The organism is Kitasatospora sp. NPDC048545, assembly GCF_040651155.1.
In the GTDB taxonomy this organism is placed as follows: domain Bacteria; phylum Actinomycetota; class Actinomycetes; order Streptomycetales; family Streptomycetaceae; genus Kitasatospora.
Window position 1 is genome coordinate 229,072 of the sequence record NZ_JBEZIQ010000004.1, and the last position, 18,959, is coordinate 248,030.

Consider the following 18,959-nt stretch of genomic DNA (forward strand, 5'->3'; position numbering starts at 1 on the left):
CCGGGCATCGACCGGACAATGGTCGACACCGACCGACACCGCTCGGACACGATCCGGGCACCACCCGGACACGACCCGGAACGCGCCGGGCGCCCTCCCCCACCGGCCGGGGACGGGCGCCCGGCGCTCGCCGTACCATGGGCCGCGTTCCGGCGGGCGAAGGGCGCCGGCGGTGGGCTCGGCGAGGGAGACAAGGCGGTGCTACGCGGGTTCGGCGACCTGGAGGCCGAGATCATGGACCGGCTCTGGTCCTGGGGCCGGCCGGTCACGGTGCGCGAGGTCGTGGACGACCTGCAGCAGCAGCGGGCCGTCGCGTACACCACCGTCACCACCGTCGCCGACATCCTGCACACCAAGGGCTGGCTGCGCCGCGACAAGGTCGGCCGCGCCTGGGTGTACGAGCCGACCTGCACCCGCGAGGAGTACACCGCCCGGCTGATGCACCAGGCTCTGGAGACCACCTCCGACCGGGCCGGCGCGCTGCTCCACTTCGTCGACCGGATCAGCGGCGACGAGGCCTCCGCCCTGCTCTCGGCGCTCGCCCAGGTGAAGTCCCGGGACCCCGAGTGACCCTCGCACTGCTGGGCCTGTACCTGGCGGTGACCGGCGTCCTGCTGCCCCGCCGGCTGGCCGGCTCCGCCCGGCTCCAGGCCCGTCCACTGGCCGGCGCGGCGCTCTGGCTCGCGCTGATGGCCTCCTTCATGGTGGCCCTGCTGCTCGCCGCGCACCACGCGCTGGAGCCCTTCGCCCACGAGCCGGCCGGGCTGCTCGGCCTGCTCCCCCACGCCGAGCCGCCCGGCGCCGTCCTCCCGCACACCCACGACTGGTGGCTGCTGACCGCCGCCGGGGCGGTGGTCGCCGCCCTGGTGACCACCGTCGGCGTCCGCACCGGACGGGCCCGGCGGCGGCACCGGGCGCTGCTGGACGTGGTCGCCGTACCCGACCGGCGCTGGGGCGCGCTGGTACTGGAGCACCCGCACCCCACCGTCTACTGCCTGCCCGGGCGCCGCTCCCGGGTCGTGCTGTCGCGCGGGGCGCTGCGGCTGCTGGACGAGCGGCAGCTCGCCGCGGCAGTCGCGCACGAGCACGGACACCTCCGGGGCCGCCACCACCTGCTCCGGCTGCCGGCGGACACCTTCGCACTGCTCCTCGGGCCGCTGCCGCTGGCCCGGCTGGGGTGCTCCGAGGTCGCGCTGCTGCTGGAGATGGCGGCGGACGACGCGGCGCTGGCCCAGGTGTCGCGGGGTGAACTGGCTTCGGCGCTCTGCGCGTTGGCGACCGCCGGAGCTGCGGTCCCGGACGGCGGGGCGCTCGGGGTGGCCGCCACCGGGGTGCTGGCCAGGGTCCGGCGGCTGGCCCGCCCCGGCGGCGGCCGGCGAAGGCTCGCCCGGCGGCTCGGGGTGGCGGCACTGCCGGTGCTGCCGGTACTGCCGTACCTGCTGGCCTGCGCACCGCGCCCGTGACGGGCGCGGGCCGGACGCGGTGCGCGCGGGCCGGTCGGTAGGCCGTCCGCCCGGAAACGGCGTCGGCCCGCCCCCGCCGGAGCGGGAGCGGGCCGTCGGGTCCGTGGTCAGGCCGGGCGGACGGCACCCATGTAGGGCATCACCGCGATCGGCAGCACCTCGATGTTCTTGCCGGTGCGCGGCGCGTGGATCATCTTGCCGTCGCCGATGTACAGCCCGACGTGGTGCAGGTCGTCGTAGAAGAAGACCAGGTCACCGGGCTGGAGGTTGGCCCGGTCGATGTGCGGGCCGAAATTCCACTGGTCCTGGGACATCCGGGGGATCGTGATGCCCGCCGCCCGGTAGGCCATGCTGGTGAGGCCGGAGCAGTCGAAGCTGTCGGGACCGGTCCTGCTCCAGCCGTAGGGCTTGCCGAGCTGGGCCTGGGCGAACGCGATGGCGGAGGCGGCCCGGCCGCTCGCGGGCGGCGCCGGGGTGCTCATGTCGGGGCGGTCGGCGGATCGGGAGGCGCGGTCCGCCGCCCCTGCGGCGGCTGCCTGCTTGGCCTCGGCCTTGGCCTTCTCGGCGGACTGCTGGGCGTTGATCTTGGCCCGGTCCTCGGCGCTGAGCTTGTTCAGCATGTCCTGCGCCTTGGACAGCTTGGTCTGGATGTCGTTCTTCTGCTCCGCCAGCTGCTTGCCGACCGTGTCGAGCTCGGCGAGCGTCGCGGTGGCCTCGGCGCGGTCCTGGTCGAGCTTGCGCTGCTCGTCCTGGGCCTGCTTCAGCAGGCTCGCCTGGGAGTCGGCGACCTGGTTCTGCACCGCGGCGCGCTCCAGGTACGCGGCCGGGTCGGAGTCGAGCATCAGCTGGACCGACGTGTCGATGCCGTTGTTGCGGTACTGGTCGGCGGCGACCGAACCGAGCCGGGTGCGCAGCTCGTTCATGGTCTCCTGGCCGCGCACCACCTTCTCCTGGATCTGGTTGGCGTCGCTCTGGAGCTTCTGCTGCTTGGCCTGGAAGCCGTTGTAGCGCTCGATCGCCTGCTCGGCCTGCTCGTTGAGGTTGTCCACCTGCTCCTTGACGGAGGCGAGGGTCGGCGCGGGCTCGGCGTGGGCGGTGCCCGAGGCGAGGACCGCGCCGCCGGCCGCCATGGCCGTGGTGAGGACCGCCATGCGGGCCCGGCCGGGGGGACTGGGCTTGCGGCGCTTTCCCATGGGCGGTCGGCTCTCCTTCGGGGGAATCTCGGCCGGAACGGACGGGCCGGGGGGGTGGCGAAGGCAGGCAGGACGAGCAACGGGGGGATGCCACCCCGCCCACCTTCTTCGAAGTAACTTAATAGATGAGGGCCCGGGTTCCGCAATCCCCCTGATCATGACGTTTCGGTGCCATGACGGGACATCGATCGCGTTCTGTGCCATCGGTGTTGACTACGGACGCGACCCTGCCGCCGGTTCAGCCACCGACGCCGACACCACGCCAGCCCGACGGGACGGCCTGCCGCAGCCCGCCCGACCGGACCCCACTCCCCTTGGCACCGCCCGCCCCACGAAGTGCACAAGAACCCGCCAAATCGAGGGAAAGGTCACACGCGCCGCCCCTCTTGCCGCTATGCGAACGGGCGCTAACCTGCGCACATGAAGGTCCCGCCCGATGGGCTCCCCCTCGCCGCCGAGTTCCCGGCTGCGCACCGAGAGCAGTGGCAGCAGCTCGTCCAGGGCGTGCTGCGCAAGTCCGGTGCCCAGCCCGAGGACGGCGCCGCCGCCGAGCAGGCACTCACCACCGAGCTCCAGGACGGGCTCGGCGCACGCCCGCTCTACACCGCCGAGGACACCGCGGCCGACCCCGGCTACCCGGGCTTCCCTCCGTTCGTCCGCGGCGGGCGGCCGCAGGGCTCGGCCGTCTCCGGGTGGGACGTCCGGCAGCGGCACGCCGACCGGGACCGGCGGCGCACCAACGAGGCCGTGCTCGCCGACCTGGAGAACGGCGTCGGCTCGCTCTGGCTGGAGCTGGGCGGCGAGGCCCTTCCGCTGGACGCCCTGCCCGAGGCGCTGACCGGGGTGTACCTCGACCTGGCCGCCGTGGCGCTCGACGCCGGACCCGATTTCACCGCCGCTGCCGAGCAGTTGTTCGCCCTGTACGAGCAGCGCGAGGTCTCCCCCGCCGCCGCCTCCGGCAACCTCGGCGCCGACCCGCTCGGCCTGCAGGCCCGCACCGGCGACACCGCGCGCACCCACGCGCTGGTCGCCGAGGCCGCCGCGCTCGCCGCGCGCTGCGCGGCCGGCTACCCGGGCATCCGGGCCCTCACCGTCGACGCCCTGCCGTACCACGAGGCCGGCGCCTCCCCGGCCCAGGAGCTGGGCTGCTCGCTCGCCACCGGCGTCGCCTACCTGCGCGCGCTGACCGCGGCCGGACTGTCGGTGGACGACGCGCTCGGCCAGCTGGAGTTCCGCTACGCGGCGGACGCCGACCAGTTCCTGACGATCGCCAAGTTCCGTGCCGCGCGCCGCCTCTGGGCGCGGGTCGCCGAGGTCTCCGGGGCGTCCGCGGAGGCCTCGGCGCAGCGTCAGCACGCCGTCACCTCCCGGGTGATGATGACCGCCCGCGACCCGTGGGTGAACATGCTGCGCACCACCATCGCCTGCCTGGCCGCCGGGGTCGGCGGCGCCGACGCCGTCACCGTGCTGCCCTTCGACACCGCGCTCGGCCTGCCGGACGCCTTCGCCCGCCGGATCGCCCGCAACACCCAGTCGATCCTGCTGGAGGAGTCCCACCTGGCCCGGGTGATCGACCCGGCCGGCGGCTCCTGGTACGTCGAGCAGCTGGGCGAGGAACTGGCCCGGGCGGCCTGGGCCTGGTTCCAGGAGATCGAGCGGGCCGGCGGGCAGCAGGCCGCGCTCGACTCGGGGCTGGTCGGCGAGCGGCTCGCCGCGACCTGGGCGGAGCGCTCGGTCAAGCTCGCCAAGCGGCGCGAACCGGTCACCGGCGTCAGCGAGTTCCCGCACCTGGACGAGCAGCCGCTGGTCCGCGAGCCGGCCCCGGCCGCGCTCTCCGGCGGCCTGCCGCGGGTGCGCCGCGCCGAGGCGTACGAGGCCCTGCGGGACCGCTCGGACGCGGCGCTCGCCGCCACCGGCGAGCGGCCGAAGCTGTTCCTGGCCTCGATCGGGTCCGCCTCCGCGCACACCGCGCGCACCACCTTCGCGGCCAACCTGTTCCAGGCCGGCGGCATCGCGACGACCTCCCTGGAGTCCGTGGACCCGGCCGCGTTCGCCGAGGCGTTCACCGCCTCCGGCGCCAGCGTCGCCTGTCTCTGCTCCAGCGACGCCCTGTACGGCGAGCACGCCGCACCGGTCGCCGGCGCCCTGCGGGCGGCCGGCGCCACGAAGGTGCTGCTGGCCGGGCGCCCCGGTGAAGTGCCGGACGGCGTGGACGAGTTCATCTACGCGGGCGGGGACGCGGTCGCCGTCCTGACCTCCCTGCTGGACCTGATCGGAGTGGCCCGATGATCCCTGACTTCACCGGAATCGGGCTGGACGGCGACGCCGCCGCGGACGCCACCGACGAGCGCTGGCAGGCCGCCTGGCGGCAGTCCACCGGCAAGGGCGTCGACGAGCTGGTCTGGGACACGCCCGAGGGCATCGGCGTCAAGCCGCTGTACACCGCGCAGGACCTGGCCGGGCTGGACTTCCTGGAGACCTACCCGGGCATCGCCCCGTACCTGCGCGGGCCGTACCCGACCATGTACGTCAACCAGCCGTGGACCGTCCGGCAGTACGCGGGCTTCTCCACCGCCGAGGAGTCCAACGCCTTCTACCGCCGCAACCTCGCGGCCGGCCAGAAGGGCCTCTCGGTCGCCTTCGACCTGCCGACCCACCGCGGCTACGACAGCGACCACCCGCGCGTCACCGGCGACGTCGGCATGGCGGGCGTCGCCATCGACTCGATCTACGACATGCGCCAGCTGTTCGACGGCATCCCGCTCGACCGGATGTCGGTGTCGATGACCATGAACGGCGCCGTGCTGCCCGTCCTGGCGCTGTACATCGTCGCCGCCGAGGAGCAGGGCGTACCGCCGGAGAAGCTGGCCGGGACCATCCAGAACGACATCCTCAAGGAGTTCATGGTCCGCAACACCTACATCTACCCGCCGCAGCCTTCGATGCGGATCATCTCGGACATCTTCGCGTACACCTCGCAGAAGATGCCCCGGTACAACTCGATCTCCATCTCCGGCTACCACATCCAGGAGGCCGGGGCCACCGCCGACCTGGAGCTCGCCTACACCCTGGCCGACGGGGTTGAGTACCTGCGCGCGGGCCTGGACGTGGGGCTCGACGTGGACGCCTTCGCGCCCCGGCTGTCGTTCTTCTGGGCGATCGGCATGAACTTCTTCATGGAGGTCGCCAAGCTGCGCGCGGCCCGGCTGCTCTGGGCCAAACTGGTCAAGCAGTTCGACCCGAAGAACCCCAAGTCGCTGTCGCTGCGCACCCATTCGCAGACCTCCGGCTGGTCGCTCACCGCGCAGGACGTGTTCAACAACGTCACCCGCACCTGCGTCGAGGCGATGGCCGCCACCCAGGGCCACACCCAGTCGCTGCACACCAACGCCCTGGACGAGGCACTCGCCCTGCCCACCGACTTCTCCGCGCGCATCGCCCGCAACACCCAGCTGCTGCTGCAGCAGGAGTCGGGCACCTGCCGGTCCATCGACCCGTGGGGCGGCTCGGCGTACGTCGAGAAGCTGACCAACGACCTGGCCGCGCGGGCCTGGCAGCACATCCAGGAGGTCGAGGCCGCCGGCGGCATGGCCAAGGCGATCGACGCCGGCATCCCCAAGATGCGCGTCGAGGAGGCCGCCGCCCGCACCCAGGCGCGCATCGACTCCGGCCGCCAGCCGGTGATCGGCGTCAACAAGTACCGGGTGGAGAGCGACGAGCAGATCGACGTGCTCAAGGTCGACAACTCCGCCGTGCGCGCCCGGCAGATCGAGAAGCTGCGCCGGCTGCGGGAGGAGCGCGACGAGGCCGTCACCCAGGCCGCGCTCGACGCGCTCACCCGGGCCGCCGAGGCCGGCCCGCAGCGCGGCGGCTCGCTGGACGGCAACCTGCTGCACCTGGCCGTCGACGCGGCCCGCGCCAAGGCCACCGTCGGCGAGATCTCGGACGCCCTGGAGAAGGTGTACGGCCGCCACTCCGGCCAGATCCGTACCATCTCCGGTGTGTACCGAGACGAAGCGGGCCCGTCGGCATCCCTCCAGCGCACCCGCGACCTGGTCGAGCGGTTCGAGCGGGCCGAGGGCCGCCGGCCCCGCATCCTGGTCGCCAAGATGGGCCAGGACGGCCACGACCGCGGCCAGAAGGTGATCGCCACCGCCTTCGCCGACCTCGGGTTCACCGTGGACGTCGGCCCGCTGTTCCAGACCCCGGCCGAGGTCGCCCGTCAGGCCGTCGAGGCCGACGTCCACATCGTCGGCGTCTCCTCGCTGGCCGCCGGCCACCTCACCCTGGTGCCCGCGCTGCGCGCCGAGCTGGCCGCGGCGGGCCGCGAGGACATCACCATCGTCGTCGGCGGGGTCATTCCCCCGCAGGACTTCGACGCGCTCCACGCGGCGGGCGCGGCGGCGGTGTTCGGCCCGGGCACGGTCATCCCGGACGCCGCCCACGACCTGCTCACGGCCCTGGCCGCCGAACTCGGCCACGAGCTGTGAGCCGGGGTCGCTGAGGGATGCCACCGAGGACGATCGACCTCGACAGCTACGTGACGGGTGTCCTGGACGGCTCGCGCGCCTGGATCGCGCGCGCCGTCACCCTCGTCGAGTCCTCCCGGCCCGACCACCGCGCGCTGGCGCAGCAGTTGCTCCAGCGGCTGCTGCCGCACGCGGGCGGGGCGGTCCGGGTGGGCATCACCGGGGTGCCCGGTGTCGGCAAGTCGACCTTCATCGACTCCTTCGGCACCATGCTGACCGCGCTGGGCCACCGGGTCGCGGTCCTCGCCGTCGACCCGACCTCCAGCCGGACCGGCGGCTCCATCCTGGGCGACAAGACCCGGATGGAGCGCCTGGCCGTCGACCCGCAGGCCTTCGTCCGCCCCTCCCCGACCTCGGGGACCCTGGGCGGCGTCGCCAAGGCCACCCGCGAGTCGATGGTGGTGATGGAGGCGGCCGGCTACGACGTGGTACTGATCGAGACGGTCGGCGTCGGCCAGTCCGAGACGGCCGTCGCCGGGATGGTGGACACCTTCCTCCTCCTCAGCCTCGCCCGGACGGGTGACCAGCTGCAGGGCATCAAGAAGGGCGTCCTGGAGCTCGCCGACGTCATCGCCATCAACAAGGCCGACGGCGCGCACGAGCGCGACGCCAAGGCCGCCGCCCGCGAACTCGCCGGCGCCCTGCGTCTGTTGCAGGCCCCCGACGCGGCCTGGAGCCCGCCGGTGCTCACCTGCAGCGGGCAGGAGAACGTCGGCCTCGACGTCCTGTGGGAGCGCCTGCAGCAGCACCGCAAGGTGCTCGACGCCACCGGCTCCCTGGCAGCCAAGCGCCGTGACCAGCAGGTGGAGTGGACCTGGGCCATGGTCCACGACCAGCTCTACGCCCGACTGCACGAACACCCCGAGGTCCGGCGCCTCGCCCCCGACCTGGAGGCCCGCGTCCGCGCCGGCACCCTGCCCGCGGGAGCGGCCGCCCAGCAGATCCTCGACGGCTTCTTCGGCGCCCCGTAGGCGGCGACGCCGGTCCTCGGGGACCGCGTGGCCCCGCACCGCGCACGGGGGAACGCCCCGGACCGCCCGACCGGTCCGGGGCGTTCCCGTCACCCGACGCCGGCCCCGGGCGCCGTCGACGCCCGGGGCCGGCGGTCAGGCGCCCGTGACGGCCGCGAAGCGGGCCGAGACGTCCTGCCAGTTGACGACGTCCCACAGGCGGGTGACGTAGTCCGGGCGGACGTTGCGGTACTGCAGGTAGTAGGCGTGCTCCCAGGCGTCGAACGCCAGCAGCGGGGTGGTGCCCTGGCCCACGTTGCCGTGGTGGTCGTAGACCTGCTCCACGATCAGGCGCTCGCCGAGCGGCTCCCAGGAGAGGATGCCCCAGCCGGAGCCCTGGACGCCGGTGGTCGCGGTGGTGAGCTGCTTCCTGAAGGTCTCGAAGCTGCCGAAGTGCTCGGTGATTGCGTCGGCCAGCTCGCCCTCGGGGCGGTCGCCGCCCTCCGGGGAGAGGTTCTGCCAGAACAGCGAGTGCAGCACGTGGCCGGACAGGTGGAAGGCGAAGGTCTTCTGCAGACCGACCAGGCCGCCGAACTGCTCCTTGTCGCGCGCCTCGGCGAGCTGCTCCAGGGTGTCGTTCGCGCCCTTGACGTAGGCGGCGTGGTGCTTGGAGTGGTGCAGCTCCAGGATCTCGGCCGACATCGCCCGCTCAAGCGCGGAGTAGTCGTACGGGAGGTCGGGAAGCGTGTAGGTGCCCATCAGGACACGGCCCCTTTCGGCGGGTTGAACGATGCTGATCGTGCCGGGACAACACTATTGCGTATGAGTTGCAGGAACGAAGTATTGGCTCCTGCTTATTCCGCACGTCACATCGGGCACCATGGCCGCCGACGCCGGCCGCGGGCGGCGGCGGAGGGGGCGGCGCGGGCGGCGGTGCCCGCGCGGAGCCGACCGCCCGCGCGAACCTGACAACGTTTCGGTTTCATCGGGAGGCAATCCATTCCCGGGACTTCCCACCGCGCCGACCCCTGTGCCATTTTACATGTCACACATCGGGAACCCGTGCGCCCCAATCACCGCACGAACCCTCAACGGCCCCGGAGGCCCCCACACATGCGTCCCTTCCGGATAGCGAAGGCGAACGCGCGCAGACTCCCTGCGCTCGGCGCCGCATTCTTCCTCGCCCTCGGACTCTTCGCCCCGCAGGCCCACGCGGCCGACTCCCCCGCGTCGACGGCCACGTCGGCCGCGCCCGCCACCAAGGCCGCCGCACCGCACGCGATCCCCGTCCCCAAGTCCCCCGACACGCCCCAGGACGCGCGCCCCCTCGCCTCCGACCCGAAGGCCAAGGCCACCGCCCCGACGGCGGGCAGCACCGTCGGCGCCTCCAGGACGGCGAAGCAGCTCACCGCCGCCGCCAACGCCTGCGACGTCTCCGCGTTCACCGGCAACACCGGTGCCGCACTGGTCCAGCAGGTCAAGGCCGCCGGACTCGACTGCGTCAACACGCTGTTCAACCTGACCGGCAACGACGCCAAGGCCGCGTTCAACGAGGCCCAGATGGCCACCGTAGCCAACGCTCTGCGCGACAGCGCCACGAACTACCCCGGTGACGACTCCACCTCCACCGGCCAGCTGGTGCTCTTCCTGCGCGCCGGCTACTACGTGCAGTGGAACCACTCGGACGTCGTCGGCCCGTACGGCACGCCCCTGCAGACCGCCATCCGCGGCGCGCTGGACGGCTTCTTCGCCGCCCCGCACAGCAAGGACGTGACCGAGGCCAACGGCGCCACCCTCGCCGAGGCCGTCACCCTGATCGACAGCGCCCAGGAGAACGCCCGCTACACCGGCGTCGTCAAGCGCCTGCTGGACGGCTACTCGACCGCCTGGACCGGCTCGATGGCCACCGCCGTCGCCAACACCGAGACCGTCATCGAGCGCGGCTTCGACCTGCCGGCCTTCACCGCCGCCCTGCAGGCCGACCCCTCGTTCGCCACCAGCATGGCGGGCTTCGTCACCCGCAACAGCTCCCAGCTGAACGGCTCCGACGCGGTCACCTCGATCGGCATCCAGATCGGCAACCTGGTCGCCAACGACGCGCTGCGCGCCCAGGGCCGCCCGATCCTCAAGGACCTGATCAACCGCTACCCGCTGGTCGGCAACACCGGCCCGCTCACCATGAACCTGCTCTGGTTCGCGGAGAAGAAGGACAGCGGCAACTGCTCCTACTACGGCACCTGTGACGTCCCGGCCAAGCTCGTCCCGCTCGTGCTCACCGTCGACCACACCTGCAACGCCAACCTGCGCATCCGCGCCCAGGACATGACCGCGCAGCAGCTCGCCGACACCTGCACCAGCCTGGTCAACCAGGACGCGTACTTCCACAAGGTGGTCAAGGACAACGGCCCGGTCGCCAACGACAACAACACCAGCCTGGAGGTCGTCGTCTTCGACGACTACTACAACTACAGCCTCTACGCCTGGGAGATGTACAACATCGCCGTGGACAACGGCGGCATGTACGAGGAGGGCAAGCCCGACGTCGCCGGCAACCAGGCCCGCTTCATCGCCCACGAGGCCTCCTGGCTGCGCCCCCAGTTCCAGATCTGGAACCTCAACCACGAGTACACCCACTACCTGGACGGCCGTTACGACTTCTACGGCGACTTCGACGCCGGCATGACCACCCCGACCGTCTGGTGGGTCGAGGGCCTGGCCGAGTACGTCTCCTACAGCTACCGGGGCGTCCACTACGACGATGCCGTCGCCCAGGCGGGCAAGGGCACCTACGCGCTGAGCACCCTGTTCGACAGCACCTACGACAACGCCGACTCCACCCGGATCTACAACTGGGGCTACCTGGCCGTCCGCTACATGCTCCAGTCGCACCCCCAGGACGTCGACGCGCTGCTCGCCAAGTACCGCGTCGGCGACTGGAACGGCGCCCGCTCCCTGCTCAAGACCACCATCGGCACCCGGTACGACGCCGACTTCGCCACCTGGCTCAAGGCCTGCGCCGCCGACAACTGCGGCTCGCTGCCCACCTCCCAGGCGCCGCTGTGCACCGCCGCCGACACCCGGCAGTTCGACAAGAACTGCCGCCGCGACGGCGTGGCCGCCACCACCGGGAACTACAGCTACAGCTTCCTGTACCTCCCGGCCGGCGTGCAGCAGCTGACCATCACCACCAGCGGCGGCACCGGCAACGCCGACCTGTACTACAACGGCGGCGCCTGGGCCACCACCGGCTCGTACCAGGCCAAGTCCACCGCCGGCGGCAACAACGAGACCCTCACCATCGCCAACCCGCCGTCCGGCTGGGTGTACTTCAGCCTCTACGGCCAGCAGGGCTTCGGCGGCGTCACCGTCACCACCAGCTACAACTGACCGACCGGGAGGCTCGGCGACCGAGCGCTCCCGTACGCACCGGAGGGCCCCGCGGCGACGCGGGGCCCTCCGCCGTTCCCGCCGCCGTTCCCGCCGCCGGGCAGGCCGCCGGGCAGGCCGGTGGCCTCGGTCCCCAGCTCCATACCGCCATCTTCCCCCCACCCGTGGACGTTCCGGATCAGGGTTATAACAATTCCCCCAAGAATAGGCCGTCAACATTCCATAGAGATCCGATCATCTTCTGTCCGAGGGGTGTCGAAACACCGAACGGTCGGTTAGGGTCCAGGCACGAATGAAGCGCTTCGGAGTCCGCCAGCGGAATTACCGATTCGCTTCACGGCTCGGTGCGCACCCTGCGTCGCACCCACAACCACGAAATGGAGAAAGCCATGAAGATGATCAAGGCGATCGTCAAGAAGTTCAAGAAGGACGAGGACCTCGCCGCCAACGCCTGGGTCCTGCACGTCATCTGATGCACCGCTGACGGGTGGGGACGCGGCGCGGCCGAGCCGCGTCCCCCACCCGACGGCGCGGCACGAACGCACGCCACCGACATTCCGACAAAGGCAGGAAACTCGTGGAAGAAATGGCGCCGGCCGCCGTGCGCAACCATTCCCTGGTTTATGCCCCGAGAATCCGCGACCTGCTGGACCGGACCGAAAAGGTATTCCGGATCGACCCGGCCACGGTCGGCGTCGCCGACTGCCGGCTCCTGGCCGACATCGTCGCGGCACGCCCCGTGCGGTCCGACGAGCGCTCGGTCTACAAGCCGGCCGCGGGAGCCGACATCCCCCACGACAGCGCGACCCGGACGATCCGCGCGCTCGGGCAGGACGTCATGGCGGGCATCCGGACACCGCCGCCCCCGGCCCGCGCACTCGCCGGCGCCTGGCCCTACGCGTCCACCTCCTACCTGCGCCGCTGGCTCTTCGCGTCCGACCCGCTGCCGGTCTCCCTGCTGTCCAAGCGCGGCGTCACCCGCTCCGACGCGCTCTCCCGGATCGTCGACCGCGCCGTCACCCTCCGGCCGGGCTCCGAGGCCGCAGGACGGTCGACCGCACTGGCCGGACTGATCCGCGGAGCCTCCGACCCCCTGGACCGCAAGCAGGCCATCGCGATGTACCGGCGGGCGACGGCCACCCTCTGCGACGGCGTGGCCGCACTGGCCGGCAACGCCCTGTGGCTGCTGCGGCAGGCGCGGGAACAGCGGGGCGAGGAGCGGGGTGCGGCCCCCGCCGACCTCACCGCCGCCCTGTGGGAGACCCTGCGACTGCTCCCGCCCGCGTGGATGCTGTGGCGCAAGGGCGGGGACGCCTACACCGCACTGCACCCCGAGATCGGCCCCGGGGACGACGTCGCACTGTTCCCACTCCTGATGCACCGGCACCCGGACTACTGGTCCGACCCGATGGAGTTCCGGCCCGAACGGTGGACCGGAGTGGCGGACCCCGAGAAAACGCCCGCCTTCATGCCGTTCGGGTTCGACGGCGCGCGCTGCTGGGCCAAGCACCTGGTCGTCCCGCTGGCCGAACGCCTGCTGACCGTCGCCTTCGACAACGGCCTCGTCATCCGGGGACCGCACCGGGACGCCCCCGTCCCCCTGCGCTCCCTGCTCTCCGTGCGGTTCGACGCGGCGACCGGGGCCTGACCCGGCGGCTCCGGGCCGGAAACCGCCGACCGCCGACCGCCGACCGCCGACCGCCGACCGCCGACCGCCGACCGCCGACCGCCGACCGCCGACCGCCGACCGCGAGAACCGAACCCCCTGACACCACGGGACACACCATGGAATCGCCCACGCTGGCCCACTGGGTCGGCGACGTCGAGAGCTTCGCCGACCACCGGTGGCAGCGCGAGCCCGCGGTCTTCACCCCGCAGGCCCCCGCCCCGCCGTTCGACCTCGACGCGTTGGACGACGCCTTCGACGGAGGGCTGCTGCGCACCCCGTACCTGGAGATGGTCCGCTCCGACAAGGTCACCGTCCCGGCCGAGGCCTTCACCACCCCGCGCGTGGTCAACGGCGTGACGTACGAGGGCTTCGCCGACCGGGCGAAGGTCCTCGCCCGCCTGCGCACCGGGGCGACGCTGCTGCTGCGGTGCGTCGACCAGTGGCACCGCCCGACCGGTGAGCTGGTGACCCGGCTGTCGGAGGAACTCGACCGGCGCGTCGAGGCGTTCTTCTTCGTCACCCCCGCCGGCAGCCAGGGCCTCGCGGTGCACCGCGACGACGCCGACGTGTTCGTCCTCCAGACCGCCGGACGCAAGACCTGGTACGTCCACGACGCGCCGGCCACACCGGACTGGTCCCTCGGAGAACTCCCGGACGACGAGCGCTCGCCGCAACGCCTGCACCGCGTCCTCGAACCCGGCGACGTGCTCTACGTCCCGCGCGGCTTCGCCCACCGCGCGGTGGGCGCCGGCGGGCTGTCCGCCCACCTGTCGCTGACCGTCCGCGACCTCTCCCTGGACGACCTGCGGACGGCCCTCGCCCGCCGGCTCGCCGAGGGGCTGGACCTCCCGGCACGACCGCTCGGCCAGGCCGCGATCGCCGACGCCTGCGCCACCCTGCTCGGCCATGCCAGGACGCGGCTCGACACGGTCGAGCCCGGGGACCTGCTGCGCGCCGCCCGGGCGGCGCGGCGCTCCTCCGCGCAGCCGGCCTCGCCGGACGCACCGGCCGCGCGGAGGGGGCCCGTCACCGCGACGGAGCCGGAGACCTTCACCGGGACGGCCCGGGCCTGGGAGACCGGCGGGCCCGGCACCGGACGCGCCGGGCTGGGGTCCGTCGGCCGCACCTGGCGCCGGCTGCGCGACGCGGCCCGCGCCGCCGACTGAGTCCGCCGGTCCGGCGGGCCGCCGGGCCGCCAGGCCGCCGTTCGTCCGGCGGGTCCCGGCGGGTCCCGGCGGGTCTCTCTCGATCCGGGCGATTCCGTGTCGGGAACGCCGAGTTGGTGGCGGTCGATCACGGATGAGTCCGTGCTGTCCGATCCCGCACGGGACGGGCAGACTGTTCGGCATGCGATCCGACGGTCAGAACGAACTCCCGCCCAAGCCCGCGATGCCGGACATCGCCGCCGCCCGCGCGATCGGTCCGGACGCGGCGGTGGAGGCACGGTGGCAGACGGTGATCCCCCGGTGGGAATCGACCGCACGCACCCACGGGCGCGGTCCAGGAAGCGAATGCGTCGACCTCGTCCGGCTGCTGCGGGCGGCGTACGCCGAACCCCGGCTGCGCTGGCTCTACCCCTGGACCAGCCACTACACCCTGCGGTTCAGCCGCTCGACGACCTCCCCGTGGGCCGACGAGGGCATCCCGTTCGTGGAGCCGATGGGGGGCGGGGTCTACCGCGTCCACCACCCGTCCGGCCACGACCCGCTCGGCAGTCCGGCCGGCCCGGAGGCAGCCGTCGCCCTGGTCGTCGAGCACCTCCCGCCGGACCTCGGACCGGTGGTCAACCGGCCCGAGGAGAAGGGGAACCGAGCCGGGGCCGGTCAGGGAGCCACCGGCGGGTGAAGGGCGAGGAGGGACGGCACGCGGGCCGGGGCGGCGAGGCGGAGGAGGCCGTGGCCGATGCCGGCGAGGCCGACCATCAGGGACGGGCTGTGGACGCCGTGCGGGAGCCCACAGACCCAGCCGCGGGTGTCGAGGGCGTCCATGGTGGCGTGGGCCCGGGCGTGCCAGGGGACGCCGGCGAGGTGGAGGGTCTCCAGGTTGCCGAGGTCGCCGTGGCAGAGCGAGAAGTTGAGGCCGAAGCCCTCGCGGCGAACCGTGTCGAGCGCGGTGTCCCGCTCCTTGCGCAGCAACTCCGCTCCGTCCGGCAGGAGTTCGGCGAGTTCGACCCGGGCCAGGGCGACCCCGGAGGCGCCGTGGCACCAGAGGGCGGGAAAGGAGGGGCCGTCCGGACCGCCGTCCTCGCGGACGTCGCGCCAGTTGGCGGCGGACGGGTCGAACAGGGTGCGCTCGTAGTCGAGCGCGGCGAGCGCGAGTTCGGGCAGCGCCGGGTCGCCGAGGCGGTGGCCGGCGCGGGCGAGGGCCCAGGCGATGCCGGAGCCGCCGTGGGCGAACCCGGCCAGGGGGCGGTCTGCGGCCCCGGCGAGGGAGGCGGGGAGCCAGCCGACGCCGCCCTCGGGGTGCGGGGCGGCGGACCGGGCCAGGCGTTCGGCGCAGGCGGCCAGGGCGGCGGTGACGGCCGGGCCCGGCCGGACGGCCTCCCAGGCGAGCAGGCCGCCGATGGCACCCGCGTTGCCGGAGAGCAGGTCGTGGAGGGTGTCCTCGGGTGCGGTGGCGGCGATCCGGCCGATCACCAGCCCGGCCAGGTCGTCGAGTTCGGCGTCGGGGTGGTGGGCGGCGAACTGCGCGAGGGCGTAGAGCACGCCGCCCGTCCCGGCCAGCCCGCCGCCGAGCCGGTCGGCACGGCGGCGGATCTGGTGCCGGAGCGTCAGTTCGGCAGCGCGCGCGGCCTGGCCGTGCGACCGGTCCCCGGTGACGACGGCGAGCTGGTGCAGGAAGAGCGCGATGCCCGCCGTACCGCTGTAGAGGTCCGGGCCGAGTTCGGCGGGGGCCCAGCGGCCGGGCGGCGTCCAGTTGGGGCCGGCCCAGGCGAGGTCGGCGCTGCCCCGGTGGGCCTCGCGGAGCAGCTGCTCGCCCGCCTCGACGGCCTTGGCGAGGGCACGGCCGGCGAGCCCTGCCGCCTCGTCGGGCCCGGCCACCTCGCCCGCTCCGTCGAGTTCGCCGGCCTCGGCGGGTAGATCCCGCACGTCGACGGTGACCGTCCGGCGCGGCTCGCGAGCACCGTCGGCCGTCGTCACCGAAAGGCGCAGGAGCTGGAGTTGGTGGGCGAGGTCCTCCTCGCCGAGGCCGTCCGCCTTGGCGAGCGCGAGGTCCAGGGCGGGCCGGTCGGTGACACCGGGGATGACGGCGCCGGTGGCGGAGCGGGCGTCGACGCCGTCCGGGCGGACGGTGAAGACGGGCACGTCGCCGCGCCACAGGTCGGCGCGCTCATGGGCGACGAAGGCGAGGGCGTGCTCCTCCCAGGCGGCGAGCGCCCAGAGCCGGTCGAGGTGGCGGTCCTGGTCGAGGGCGTCGCGCAACAGGTCGGGGTGACAGGCGGTGTTGAGGAGGCTGCGGTACTCGAAGGTGTCGCGGCGCAGCAGCCGGGTCTCGTCCCCCGCGAACGCCCGGAGCAGCGTGCGGAGCCGGTCCTTGTCGGCGGCCAGCAGCCGGTAGGCCTCGGTGAATCCGGCTTCCAGCGCGCCGAGGTGGTCGGCCAGTCGCAGCGGCTGCCCGGCGGGGACCGGACGGCTGCCGGGCGCTTCGACGGGCAACCTCCGGTACTCCAGCCGCAGTTCGTCCGTTCCCTGGCCGACGAGGACGGGGGCGGGCCGGGGCGGGAGGCTGGCCGGGTCCCAGCCGAGGGCGGAGAGGTCGGTGCCGCCGTTGCCCTCGTCCCACATGCGTTCGGGGAGCAGGCCGGAGCGCAGGACCGAGTGCCGGGCCCGGTGGCGGGCGAGCCGCTCGGACTCGGAGAGGTCCTTGGCGGGCTCGTGCAGGTCGGGGTGGAGGAGTGCCTCCAGGTCGATGAGGACGGGCTGGTCGCGAACGGCGAGCAGGTTCTGGGCGTGGCAGTCGACCGCGTCCAGGACGTACATCAGCGCCGCGAGGGTTCCGGCCCGGTGGTAGAAGTCGCTCAACTCGGCTTCGTCACGTGCCGGTTCCGCAGTGACGTGGGCGACCCAGCCGTAGCCGTCGCCGGGCAGGTGGGCGAGGTCACGCAGGGGCAGCCGCAGCCGGGGGTTGAGCCAGTGCAGGAGTTGCTGGAAGTGCGTCTCGGCGCCGAACGGGCGCGGCTTGTGGACGATCCGGACGCCGTGCTCGAAGCGCAGCGAGCCGACCGTGGCGCCGCCCCGGTGCGGGTCGCCGAGACCGGTGGTGAGTTCGGCGAGCCGGCCGAGCGGGCGGCCGCCCGCGAAGGTGGCGGTGAGGGCGGGCAGGTCGGCGGCGAGCCGGCGGAACAGGGTGAGGGTGGTGTCCGTCCACTGCTCGGCAGCGGTGACGAGGCGGAACGCCAGGACCGGGTACTCGGAGAGGAGGTGCAGTGCCCGTTCGGGGCGGGTGAGCCGGTCCAGGAAGTCGCGGTAGCGCAGCTCGGGGGTCTCGCCGGTCGACTCGCCGGTGAGGCGGGCGACATGGAGTTCGGTGATGACGGTCCGGGTGGCCGTCCCGTGGACGGTCGCGGTGAGCGCGGGGAGGGCGAGCGCGGTCAGGTCCTCGGGGGTGCCGAGCGCGGGGGCGTCCAGCCCGGCGATCCCGGCGCGCAGCCGGTCGCGGGCGTCGGCGAGCAGCGGTGCGACGAGCCGGGCGAAGGCGTGTTCCTCGGGAACGGCCAGGACGGGCGGTACGGCCGGGGCGGCTCGGCCCTCCGGGGCGGCCGCGGGGGCGTGGCGGTGGAACGCGGCGGCGAGGCGCTCGGCCCACGGGGGCACCCCGAGGCGGCTGGCGAGCGCGTCCGGGCGCTCGGCGAGGAGGGCGCGCAGGGCCTCCGGGTCGAGGCCGTCGGCGGCGAGGCGGCGCTCGAACCAACCGTCCCGGTCGAACGGTGCCTGGGCCCGCCAGCGGTCCAGCTTCCGGACGGCCCGTTCGGCGGCCTCCTGTTCGACGGCCTCCTGTTCGGGGGCGCCGCCCTCCGGCACCGGGCCGCGGGCGGACAGCGGGACGGCTCGGGCGGCAGCCCGGAGGAGTTCGGACGCGTCGGCCACGGGGCGGTGCTGCCTCTCTGCTCTGGGCTGGGCTGCCCGGCACTGCATTGCGCTGCGCTGTACTGCGTTGCGTTGCGCTGCACAGCGCTGTCGGACGGCCGCCTCCGAAGGGTGCGGCACGGACCGACGCGGACCGCCGGTGCGACCGGCGGCCGCGTCGGCCCCCGGTGTCAGAAGCTGCAGACGTGCCCGCAGCTCGACCAGCCGCCGCAGGTGCTCGCCTGCACGGCGGCGGTCACGTAGAGCTCGTCCGTCGGCTCGCCGGCCGGGTGGACCTGGTGGCCCTGACCGAGGGTGAGCCGGAAGTCCTCGTCCTTGAGCGCGCGAACCTGCTCAGCCGTGGGCTGCATGGTGCCTCCTCCAAGCGTTCGGTCTGGCACGGGTGTGCCGGGTCGGGATCCTGACAGCGGTCCACCCGTCACACCAGGGCCCGCGCATCACCGGTTCCGATTTCGGCCAGGATCGAAATAGCGTCCGCCCGACGCCCTCCTCCCCGTTCCCCCAGGCCACGTCCGGCCCGTTCGCGCGGCTCGGCCCCACAGACCCCCGCACACCTGTCCGAAAGCCGGACGGCTGCGACGGGGTGAGCCCCGGCTGAGGTTTGAACACCGCCCTCCTGTGGCACCGCCCTGCACCCAGGGTGACGATGGAGGCCCGGCCACCCGCCGGTCCCGGCCCGAT

The 18,959-nt window shown here is 73.5% G+C and carries 13 protein-coding genes; 9 read left to right on the forward strand and 4 right to left on the reverse strand.

Annotated features, from left to right (window positions below; genetic code table 11):
- Positions 1 to 198: 198 nt before the first annotated feature.
- Both AB0D10_RS06595 and AB0D10_RS06600 read left to right on the forward strand, forming a co-directional pair.
- Positions 199 to 570: a BlaI/MecI/CopY family transcriptional regulator gene (locus tag AB0D10_RS06595; protein WP_360252313.1), complete on the forward strand. Its 372-nt coding sequence runs from the start codon at positions 199 to 201 to the stop codon at positions 568 to 570.
- Positions 567 to 1,463, forward strand: coding sequence for a M56 family metallopeptidase (locus AB0D10_RS06600; protein WP_360252315.1), 897 nt, complete (start codon positions 567 to 569; stop codon positions 1,461 to 1,463). The genes AB0D10_RS06595 and AB0D10_RS06600 overlap by 4 nt, the downstream gene beginning before the upstream one ends.
- 107 nt (positions 1,464 to 1,570) lie before the next feature.
- Here AB0D10_RS06600 and AB0D10_RS06605 read toward each other — a convergent pair whose 3' ends face one another.
- Entirely contained in the window at positions 1,571 to 2,656 is a 1,086-nt protein-coding gene (locus tag AB0D10_RS06605; protein WP_360252317.1) for an NlpC/P60 family protein, read from the reverse strand.
- Between the two features lie 420 nt (positions 2,657 to 3,076).
- On the opposite strand from AB0D10_RS06605, the gene mutA reads away from it, so the two are divergent.
- From mutA to meaB, 3 genes are read left to right on the forward strand one after another with little or no spacing between them, the layout of a single operon-like run.
- Positions 3,077 to 4,945 carry a methylmalonyl-CoA mutase small subunit gene (gene mutA, locus AB0D10_RS06610; protein ID WP_360252320.1) on the forward strand — a complete coding sequence of 623 codons (1,869 nt, stop codon included), beginning with the start codon at positions 3,077 to 3,079 and terminating at the stop codon, positions 4,943 to 4,945.
- On the forward strand, positions 4,942 to 7,146 hold the full coding sequence (scpA, locus tag AB0D10_RS06615; RefSeq protein ID WP_360252322.1) for a methylmalonyl-CoA mutase: 2,205 nt from the start codon (positions 4,942 to 4,944) through the stop codon (positions 7,144 to 7,146). Before mutA ends, scpA begins: the two co-directional genes overlap by 4 nt.
- A gap of 17 nt (positions 7,147 to 7,163) precedes the next feature.
- Positions 7,164 to 8,156 carry a methylmalonyl Co-A mutase-associated GTPase MeaB gene (meaB, locus tag AB0D10_RS06620; protein WP_360252325.1) on the forward strand — a complete coding sequence of 331 codons (993 nt, stop codon included), beginning with the start codon at positions 7,164 to 7,166 and terminating at the stop codon, positions 8,154 to 8,156.
- A gap of 135 nt (positions 8,157 to 8,291) precedes the next feature.
- Here the strand turns inward: meaB and AB0D10_RS06625 are convergent, their stop codons facing one another.
- The gene (locus AB0D10_RS06625; RefSeq protein WP_360252328.1) at positions 8,292 to 8,894 is read right to left on the reverse strand and encodes a superoxide dismutase; all 603 of its coding nucleotides are present in this window, start codon (positions 8,892 to 8,894) and stop codon (positions 8,292 to 8,294) included.
- A 354-nt stretch (positions 8,895 to 9,248) separates the two neighbouring features.
- On the opposite strand from AB0D10_RS06625, the gene AB0D10_RS06630 reads away from it, so the two are divergent.
- The 4 genes from AB0D10_RS06630 (at position 9,249) to AB0D10_RS06645 (ending at position 15,036) form a co-directional block, all read left to right on the forward strand.
- Positions 9,249 to 11,522 carry a M9 family metallopeptidase gene (locus tag AB0D10_RS06630; protein WP_360252331.1) on the forward strand — a complete coding sequence of 758 codons (2,274 nt, stop codon included), beginning with the start codon at positions 9,249 to 9,251 and terminating at the stop codon, positions 11,520 to 11,522.
- Between the two features lie 601 nt (positions 11,523 to 12,123).
- Positions 12,124 to 13,170 (forward strand): cytochrome P450, encoded by a 1,047-nt coding sequence (locus AB0D10_RS06635; RefSeq protein WP_360252334.1) that lies wholly within the window; start codon positions 12,124 to 12,126, stop codon positions 13,168 to 13,170.
- Between the two features lie 137 nt (positions 13,171 to 13,307).
- A complete protein-coding gene (locus AB0D10_RS06640; RefSeq protein WP_360252337.1) occupies positions 13,308 to 14,357 on the forward strand; it encodes a cupin domain-containing protein in 1,050 nt (349 codons plus the stop codon).
- Positions 14,358 to 14,538: 181 nt separating this feature from the next.
- Positions 14,539 to 15,036: a DUF6193 family natural product biosynthesis protein gene (locus AB0D10_RS06645; protein WP_360252340.1), complete on the forward strand. Its 498-nt coding sequence runs from the start codon at positions 14,539 to 14,541 to the stop codon at positions 15,034 to 15,036.
- Here AB0D10_RS06645 and AB0D10_RS06650 read toward each other — a convergent pair.
- Positions 15,015 to 18,278: a type 2 lanthipeptide synthetase LanM family protein gene (locus tag AB0D10_RS06650; protein ID WP_360252343.1), complete on the reverse strand. Its 3,264-nt coding sequence runs from the start codon at positions 18,276 to 18,278 to the stop codon at positions 15,015 to 15,017. The two genes, AB0D10_RS06645 and AB0D10_RS06650, sit on opposite strands and share 22 nt — an antisense overlap.
- Before the next feature lie 170 nt (positions 18,279 to 18,448).
- On the reverse strand, positions 18,449 to 18,628 hold the full coding sequence (locus AB0D10_RS06655; RefSeq protein ID WP_350525036.1) for a hypothetical protein: 180 nt from the start codon (positions 18,626 to 18,628) through the stop codon (positions 18,449 to 18,451).
- Positions 18,629 to 18,959: the final 331 nt, after the last annotated feature.

Excerpts from the sequence above, each read along its gene's own strand:
- AB0D10_RS06605 (WP_360252317.1), bottom strand. The coding sequence starts at position 2,656 with ATGGGAAAGCGCCGCAAGCCCAGTCCCCCCGGCCGGGCCCGCATGGCG.
- mutA (WP_360252320.1), top strand. The coding sequence starts at position 3,077 with ATGAAGGTCCCGCCCGATGGGCTCCCCCTCGCCGCCGAGTTCCCGGCT.
- scpA (WP_360252322.1), top strand. The coding sequence starts at position 4,942 with ATGATCCCTGACTTCACCGGAATCGGGCTGGACGGCGACGCCGCCGCG.
- meaB (WP_360252325.1), top strand. The coding sequence starts at position 7,164 with ATGCCACCGAGGACGATCGACCTCGACAGCTACGTGACGGGTGTCCTG.
- AB0D10_RS06625 (WP_360252328.1), bottom strand. The coding sequence starts at position 8,894 with ATGGGCACCTACACGCTTCCCGACCTCCCGTACGACTACTCCGCGCTT.
- AB0D10_RS06630 (WP_360252331.1), top strand. The coding sequence starts at position 9,249 with ATGCGTCCCTTCCGGATAGCGAAGGCGAACGCGCGCAGACTCCCTGCG.
- AB0D10_RS06640 (WP_360252337.1), top strand. The coding sequence starts at position 13,308 with ATGGAATCGCCCACGCTGGCCCACTGGGTCGGCGACGTCGAGAGCTTC.
- AB0D10_RS06645 (WP_360252340.1), top strand. The coding sequence starts at position 14,539 with ATGCGATCCGACGGTCAGAACGAACTCCCGCCCAAGCCCGCGATGCCG.
- AB0D10_RS06655 (WP_350525036.1), bottom strand. The coding sequence starts at position 18,628 with ATGCAGCCCACGGCTGAGCAGGTTCGCGCGCTCAAGGACGAGGACTTC.